The sequence below is a fragment of the Delftia sp. ZNC0008 genome (genome assembly GCF_000799035.1).
GTDB classification, from domain to species: Bacteria; Pseudomonadota; Gammaproteobacteria; order Burkholderiales; family Burkholderiaceae_C; genus Comamonas; species Comamonas tsuruhatensis.
Map to the genome: position 1 here is coordinate 1 of NZ_JTKZ01000331.1, position 7,326 is coordinate 7,326.

Annotated in this window: 10 protein-coding genes; 7 read left to right on the forward strand and 3 right to left on the reverse strand. The window is 68.1% G+C overall.

Features of this window, described 5'->3' with window-relative positions; genetic code table 11:
- Together L995_RS10990 and L995_RS10995 are read right to left on the reverse strand one after the other, a co-directional pair.
- The coding region (locus L995_RS10990; RefSeq protein ID WP_047471624.1) for a FeoB small GTPase domain-containing protein at positions 1-615 on the reverse strand (615 nt) is incomplete at its 3' end.
- Entirely contained in the window at positions 612-968 is a 357-nt protein-coding gene (locus tag L995_RS10995; RefSeq protein WP_016448989.1) for a FeoA family protein, read from the reverse strand. The genes L995_RS10995 and L995_RS10990, both read right to left, overlap by 4 nt.
- A 195-nt stretch (positions 969-1,163) precedes the next feature.
- Here L995_RS10995 and L995_RS11000 point away from each other — a divergent pair, with 195 nt between their 5' ends.
- Positions 1,164-1,484, forward strand: coding sequence for a YkgJ family cysteine cluster protein (locus L995_RS11000; RefSeq protein ID WP_026062772.1), 321 nt, complete (start codon positions 1,164-1,166; stop codon positions 1,482-1,484).
- Positions 1,485-1,508: 24 nt separating this feature from the next.
- Here the strand turns inward: L995_RS11000 and L995_RS11005 are convergent, their stop codons facing one another.
- Positions 1,509-1,979: an Lrp/AsnC family transcriptional regulator gene (locus L995_RS11005; protein ID WP_016448991.1), complete on the reverse strand. Its 471-nt coding sequence runs from the start codon at positions 1,977-1,979 to the stop codon at positions 1,509-1,511.
- 138 nt (positions 1,980-2,117) lie between these two features.
- On the opposite strand from L995_RS11005, the gene L995_RS11010 reads away from it, so the two are divergent.
- The 6 genes from L995_RS11010 to L995_RS11035 all read left to right on the forward strand — a co-directional run.
- Entirely contained in the window at positions 2,118-3,557 is a 1,440-nt protein-coding gene (locus L995_RS11010; protein ID WP_047471627.1) for an amino acid permease, read from the forward strand.
- 75 nt (positions 3,558-3,632) lie between these two features.
- Positions 3,633-4,838 (forward strand): amino acid aminotransferase, encoded by a 1,206-nt coding sequence (locus tag L995_RS11015; protein ID WP_197065132.1) that lies wholly within the window; start codon positions 3,633-3,635, stop codon positions 4,836-4,838.
- The gene (gene kynA, locus L995_RS11020; RefSeq protein WP_047471633.1) at positions 4,835-5,695 is read left to right on the forward strand and encodes a tryptophan 2,3-dioxygenase; all 861 of its coding nucleotides are present in this window, start codon (positions 4,835-4,837) and stop codon (positions 5,693-5,695) included. The genes L995_RS11015 and kynA overlap by 4 nt, the downstream gene beginning before the upstream one ends.
- Before the next feature lie 176 nt (positions 5,696-5,871).
- A complete protein-coding gene (locus L995_RS11025; protein WP_013803668.1) occupies positions 5,872-6,249 on the forward strand; it encodes a RidA family protein in 378 nt (125 codons plus the stop codon).
- 105 nt (positions 6,250-6,354) lie between these two features.
- On the forward strand, positions 6,355-6,975 hold the full coding sequence (locus L995_RS11030) for a LysE family translocator (protein ID WP_047471637.1): 621 nt from the start codon (positions 6,355-6,357) through the stop codon (positions 6,973-6,975).
- 12 nt (positions 6,976-6,987) lie between these two features.
- Positions 6,988-7,326 (forward strand): AraC family ligand binding domain-containing protein (locus L995_RS11035; protein WP_047471640.1); only part of this gene is annotated, 339 nt, incomplete at its 3' end.

Genomic DNA, 7,326 nt, shown 5'->3' on the forward strand with positions numbered 1-7,326 from the left:
CCGCGTGGCCTGCAGCTGCGGCGCCGCCAGGGCGCGGGCTTCGGGGCCGTCCAGCCATTGCAGCAGTTCGCGCGCGCCGTCCTGGCGAACGCCCACCGTGGACAGCACGGGCATGCCCAGGGCGCGTGACAGCGCCTCGCGGTCGATATCGATGCCCTGGCGCCTGGCCATGTCGCTCATGTTGAGCACCAGCAGCATGGGCAGGCCCAGGCGCTGGGCCTCCAGCACCAGGCGCAGGTTCAGGCGCAGATGGGTGGCGTCGGTGACGCAGACCAGCAGTTCGGGCGGCGCCTCGCGCGCATGGCGACCCGAGACGATGTCGCGCGTGATGCGCTCATCCTCGCTGTGCGCATGCAGGCTGTAGGTGCCCGGCAGGTCCAGCACGCGCACGCGCCGGCCGCTGGCCGTGCTCAGCCAGCCTTCCTTGCGCTCCACGGTCACGCCCGCGTAGTTGGCCACCTTCTGGCGTGCGCCGGTCAGCAGGTTGAACAGCGCCGTCTTGCCGCAGTTGGGATTGCCCAGCAGGGCCAGGCGCAGTGCGGAATCACCGCTGCCGCCGCCGCCCTGGGCAGGCTGCAGCGGCTGGATGAGTTTGGGAGAGGACGACGCGCTCATGCCACCGCCTCCGGCGCCACGCGCACCAGGGCCGCCTCATGGCGGCGCAAAGCGAACGTGGTCTGGCCCACGCGCACGGCCAGCGGGTCGTCGCCCGGAAAGCCCGCGGCCAGGATGCGCACGGGCTCGCCGGGCAGAAAGCCGATCTCCATGAGCCGCAGCAGCAGTTCCTGCTCGCTGGCATCGCGTGCGGCATGGAGCTCGACCACGCGCGCCGATACCTGGCGGGGCAGGGCATCAAGGGTGATGGCCGTGGTGGCAGCAACGGCGGCAACGGCAGCAGAGGAGGACATGGGAGGCGCGGACAGCGTGGACGGAGCCGCAGCGTCCGTCGCGGGGTTCATCGAATGCATGGCGTGTTGTATCAATTGATTTTTATTCTCATTTTGATTTTGATCGAACCCGGGCGGCGGGACCGCGCATGGTATCGGAGTGCGGGACAGGGTTTTGCGTTCCCGGCTTTGCCCCCTGGCGGGCCCAGGCGGGCGGCGCGCGGCACAATGGCGGCCGACGCCGACACGGCCTTTGCGCACTCCCCTCCCCACGCCATGACCCATCCCTGCCTGAGCTGCGGCGCCTGCTGCGCATCGTTTCGCGTGGACTTTTCCGTGCACGAGTCGCAGGCGCAGGGCGGCCGCGTGCCAGCCGGGCTGGCCGAGGAAGTCACCGACCACACCTGCCGCATGCGCGGAACCGACTGGGCGCGTCCCCGCTGCGCGGCCCTGGTCGGCAAGGTGGGCGAGAAGGCCCATTGCGGCATCTATGAATGGCGCCCCTCGCCCTGCCGCGAGTTCGCCGCCGGCAGCGATGCCTGCAACCGCGTGCGCGTGCGCCATGGCATGCAGGCGCTGGACAGCGGCCTGCTCTAGCAGCCTGCCAGGCGCCACCAGCCGTCATTCCACCGGCAGCCCCGCCAGCTGTCCCTTGAATTCCTGCAGCGAGAAATGCGTGTGCACCTGGCGCACGCCGGGCAGCCGGTGCAGGCGGCTGAGCAGCAGATCGGAATAGGCGTCGAGATCGCGCGCCACGACGACCAGCAGGAAGTCCTCCGGCCCCGAGATGCCATGGAACATCACGACCTCGGGAATGGCGCAGACCGCTTCCTGGAAATGGCGCGAGGACTCCTCGTTCTGGTGGTCTATGCCCACCATCACGAAGGCCAGCACGCCAAAACCTATGGCGCGCCGGCTCAGCGCGGCGTGGTAGCCGGTGATCACGCCCTCGTCCTCCAGCCGCTTGATGCGCCGCCATGACGGTGACTGCGACAAATGCACACGCTGCGCCAGCTCCCCCGAGGTCAGCCGCGCGTTGTCCTGCAGGGCGCGGATCAGCAGCCGGTCCGTTCTGTCGATGTCGATTGGCATAAACCACCTATGAATTCATGTTTCACAGAATAACTTATCCAAGATCAAGTCGATTTAGGGATAACTACTAAACGTCCCGCGAAGGCCGTCCATAGCATCCGCCTCCGAAGCCCCCCACAGCAACGGAGACAACAACCCATGCCAGCCTTCGAAGACATCGTCCAGCGCGAAGCCGGACTCCAACAGCAGCTGTCCGCCGGACAGATGACCATGATCGCCATCGGCGGTGCCGTCGGCACCGGCCTGTTCCTGGGCAGCGGCTTTGCCATCGGCTTTGCCGGGCCCAGCGTGCTGATCAGCTATGCCATCGGCGCAGTGATCTCGCTGCTGCTCATGGGCTGCCTGGCCGAGATGACGGTGGCCCACCCGACCTCGGGCTCGTTCGGCGCCTATGCCGAGCACTACATCAGCCCGATGGCCGGCTTCATGGTCCGCTATGCCTACTGGGCCTGCGTGGTGCTGGCCGTGGGCACCGAGGTGACGGCCGTGGGCCTGTACATGGGCTACTGGTTCCCCGAGGTGCCGCGCTGGGCCTGGGTGGTGATCTTCTCGGGCGCGCTCATCGGCGTGAACATGATGAGCGTCAAGGCCTTCGGCGCCGTGGAGTACAGCTTCTCCATGATCAAGATCATCGCCATCGCGGCCTTTATCGTGGTCGGCGCCTGGGTGGTGTTCGGCGCCCGTCCGGACGGCGTGGGCTTTGCCAACTACGTCAACAACGGCGGCTTCTTCCCCAACGGCCTGTGGGGGACCTGGGTGGGCGTGATCATCGCCATCTTCAGCTACCTGAGCATCGAGATGATCGCGGTGGCCGCCGGCGAGGCCAAGGACCCGCAGCGCGCCGTCACCAGCGCCTTCCGCTCCACCATGGTGCGCCTGGTGGTGTTCTACCTGGCCACGATCGCGCTGATGCTGGCCATCGTGCCGTGGTCGGCCGCCGGCAAGGAGGGCAGCCCCTTCGTCAAGGTGATGGAGATCATTGGCCTGCCCGGCGCGGCCAGCGTGGTCAATTTCGTGGTGCTGGTGGCCGCCCTGTCGGCCATGAACAGCCAGCTGTACATCACCACCCGCATGATGTTCAGCCTCTCGCGCGCCGGCCATGCGCCCGCCGTGCTGGGCCGCGTGAACTCGCGCGGCGTGCCGCTGCCGGCGCTGCTGCTGTCCTGCCTGGGCATTGCCGTGGCCACGCTGTTCAACATCATCAATCCCGAGCAGTCCTTCATGCTGATGATGGCCGTGGCCATGTTCGGCGCCATGTTCACGTGGTTCATGATTTTCGTGACCCACCTGTTCTTCCGCATCCACTGGGTGCGCCAGGGCAACAAGCCGCTGGCCTTTCGCATGTGGGGCTTTCCGGTGCTGACGCTGCTGGGCGCGGCGCTGATGCTGGCCGCCCTGGTGTCCACGCTGTTCACCGACGTATTCCGCCTGACCGTGCTCACGGGCCTGCCCTTTTTGCTGCTGCTGGCCGCCGTCTACGCCATCTGGTATCGCCGGCCGGCCGGCCAGCCCTCCCCTCAGACCCCAACCCCACCCCAGACCCCAACATCCACCCAAGCCCAGGTTCCCGCCCGGTGACATCCGGCCTCCCGTTTCTCTCTCTGCCTTAGACACATGACGACTCTTGCCCCCCTCGATACCGCCCGCGCCTCGATGTTCAGCCACGTCCCGCCCTACCCCGGTGATCCCATCCTGTCGCTGATGGAGGCCTTTCAGCAGGACCCACGCGCCGACAAGGTCAGCCTGAGCATCGGCCTGTATTTCGACGAGGCCGGCCGCCTGCCCGTGCTGGACTGCGTGCGCCAGGCTGGCGATGCCCTGGCCCGCGAGCAAAGCCCCAGCGGCTACCTGCCCATCGAAGGCATTGCTCCCTACCGCCAGCTGGTGCAGGACCTGGTGTTCGGCGCCGGTCATGAGGCCGTGCGCAGTCAGCGCATCGCCACCGTGCAGACCCTGGGCGGCTCGGGCGCGCTCAAGCTGGGCGCGGACTTCATCCAGCACTATTTCCCCGGCGCCGAGGTCTGGCTCAGCGATCCCACCTGGGACAACCACCTGGCCATCTTCCAGGGCGCGGGACTGCGCACCCACAGCTATCCCTACTACGACGCGGCCACGGGCAGCCTGCGCTTCGACGCCATGCTGCAGACGCTGCGCGAACTGCCCTCGGGCAGCGTGGTGCTGCTGCATGCCAGCTGCCACAACCCCACGGGCGTGGACCTGTCGCGCGAGCAGTGGCAGCAACTGATCCCGGTGATCGTGGAGCGCGGCCTGATCCCCTTCGTGGACATGGCCTACCAGGGCTTTGGCGATGGGCTCGATGAAGACGCCTGGTCCGTGCGCGCCCTGGCCGACGCGGGCGCCCAGGCCTTCGTGGCCAATTCGTTTTCCAAGAACTTCTCGCTGTATGGCGAACGCGTGGGCGGCCTCAGCGTGGTCTGCAACGACGCGTCCACGGCCGGCAATGTGCTGGGCCAGCTCAAGGCCACGGTGCGCAGCAACTATTCCTCGCCACCCACCCGTGGCGCACGCCTGGTGCAGCAGGTGCTGGCATCGCCCGAGCTGAGCGCCCAATGGGCACAGGAGCTGGCGCAGATGCGCGGGCGCATCAAGGACATGCGCGCCCAGCTGCACGGCGCGCTGCAGGAGCGCTTTGGCGAGCGGCGCGACTTCGGCTTCCTGCTGACCCAGCGCGGCATGTTCAGCTACACAGGCATCACCGAGCCCCAGGTCCACCGCCTGCGCGACGAGCATGGCGTGTACCTGATCCGCTCGGGCCGCATGTGCATGTCGGGCCTGTCCGGCGCCAACGTGCAGTACGTGGCCGACGCCATTGCCACGGTGCTGGAGTCGCCGCAATGAGCGGCTGCCCCGTCCATGGCGGCCTGACCGAGCGCATCGTCGCCGAGGAAAGGGCGCAGCTGGATTTCAGCCAGTCCATGAGCTATGGCGACTACCTGCAGCTGGACGCCATCCTGGGCGCACAGCAACTGCTGTCGCCCACGCATGACGAGTTGCTGTTCATCATCCAGCACCAGACCAGCGAGCTGTGGATGAAGCTGATGCTGCACGAGCTGGGCGCGGCCACGGCCGCCGTGGCGGCCGACCGCCATGCAGATGCCTTCAAGATGCTGGCCCGCGTGAGCCGCATCATGGAGCAGCTGGTCGGCGCCTGGTCCGTGCTGGCCACCATGACGCCTACCGAGTACACGGCCATGCGCCCGTATCTCGCCAGCTCCAGCGGCTTCCAGAGCTACCAGTACCGCTGCATCGAGTTCGCGCTGGGCAACAAGAACGCCGCCATGCTCCAGCCCCATGCCCACCGCCCGGACCTGCTGGCGCGGGTGGAGGCCGCATGGCGCGCACCTTCCCTGTACGACGAGGCCCTGCGCCTGCTGGCACGCCAGGGGCTGGCCATTCCTGCCCGGCACCTGGAGCGCGACTGGACCCTGCCCTACACGGCCAGCCCCGAGGTCGAGGCCGCCTGGGCCCAGGTCTACCGCGACCCGCAGTCGCACTGGGACCTGTACCAGCTCGGCGAAAAGCTCGCCGACATCGAGGACGCCTTCCGCCTGTGGCGCTTTCGCCATGTGACCACGGTGGAGCGCGTCATCGGCTTCAAGCGCGGCACGGGCGGCACGGGCGGCGTCAGCTATCTGCGCAAGATGCTGGACGTGGTGCTGTTCCCCGAAATCTGGTCCGTGAGAACGAAACTGTGACCCCTGAGCGGCTTTGCCGCTTCCCCCGCTCTCGCTGCGCGGGCGCGGGACGACACCATCGCTGCGGGGCGGCGCGGCCGGCCTAGGCCCTTGCTCGGCGTCCGCCGATGGGCCGCGCCAAGTTTCCGGCGCAAGAACACCATGCCTTCGCATGTAGTCAAAACACAAGGAAATCCATGAAGCAAATCATCGACGTGGGACTGCCGCCGCTCAAGCAGCCCTTCTCCTGGGCCGTCAAGGCCAGCGGCCAGATGCTGTTCACGGCCCACGGCCCCGTGCGGCCCGACGGCAGCATCGACACCGGCCCCATCGAACAGCAGGCGCGCCTGACCTTCACCAACCTGCGCAACGCGCTGCAGGCCGCAGGCGGCACGCTGGCGCATGTGACCCAGGTGCTGATCTACATGACCGACGTGGCCGACATGCCGGCCATCGACGCCGTGTACCGCGAGTTCTTCGAGGCACCCTATCCCAACCGCTCCAGCATGGGGATTTCGGCGCTGGTGGTGCCGGGCATGAAGCTGGAGATCGTGGCCTACGCCATGCTCCCCTAGAGGCTGTGACGGACATGCCGGCGCCCCGCAATTGCGTTCAATACAGGGCCGGCGTGCGGGACGAGACTGCGTGCCTTGTGCAGTCCTGCGTCCGCGCGAAATCTCATGTCCTCCTCGCTGCTCGCCATGGGCGTCTTCACCCTCGTGGGTGCCATCACGCCCGGCCCCGTCAATGTGCTGGCCCTGCGCCACGGCGCAGCCCGCTCGCGCCTGGTCTCTGCCGCCTATGTGCTGGGCGCCAGCGCCAGCTATGCGGCCGTGGTCTGGGTCATGGGCCAGGGCGCACGGTGGCTGCTGCAGACGCTGCCGCAACTGTCTGCGGCCGCACAGTGGCTGTGCGCCGCCTATCTGCTGTGGCTGGCCTGGCGGCTGGCCAACGCGCCTGTGGGCCAGGCCGGTGCGCAGCAGCAGGCCGGATCGCAGCGCACGCTGCAGGCCTTGCTGCAAGCGCTGTTGCAGGGCACGGCCGTGCAGACGCTCAACCCCAAGGCCTGGCTGGTGGCGCTGGCCGGCGTGGGCCTGTTCGTGCTGCCCCATGCGAATGCGCCGTGGGCGCTGCTGCAGTTTTGCGCCATCTCGCTGCTGGCCTGCCTGGTGGGGGTCGGCAGCTGGGCGCTGCTGGGGCAGCTGCTTTCGGGCTGGCTGCGCACCGAACGCCGCCAGCGCCTGTTCCACCGCCTGCTGGCCCTGCTGCTGGTCGCCAGCGTGGCGGCCATGCTGGCATGATGGCTGGCCGCCATGACTTCAGCCTCTCCCCACCGATTCCACCGCCATCCGGCCGCTCCCTGGGCCGAGCTGCGCGACAGCGCGCGCTCGCCGCATTGCTTTCGGCTCCACATGCATGCCGAGTATTCGATAGGCATCGTGGACACGGGCCGCACCGTGTTCCACCATGCCCACGGCCCGCAGCCCGTGGAGGCGGGCGGCGTGGTGCTGATCGAGCCCGGCGCCTGGCATGCCTGCAATCCCGACCCCGGCGCGCCATGGTCCTACCGCATGCTGTTTGTCGATGCCGACTGGCTGCACGCGCGGCTGGGCGTGGCCGCGCTGCGCTTTCCCCGGCGCACGCTCACGGAT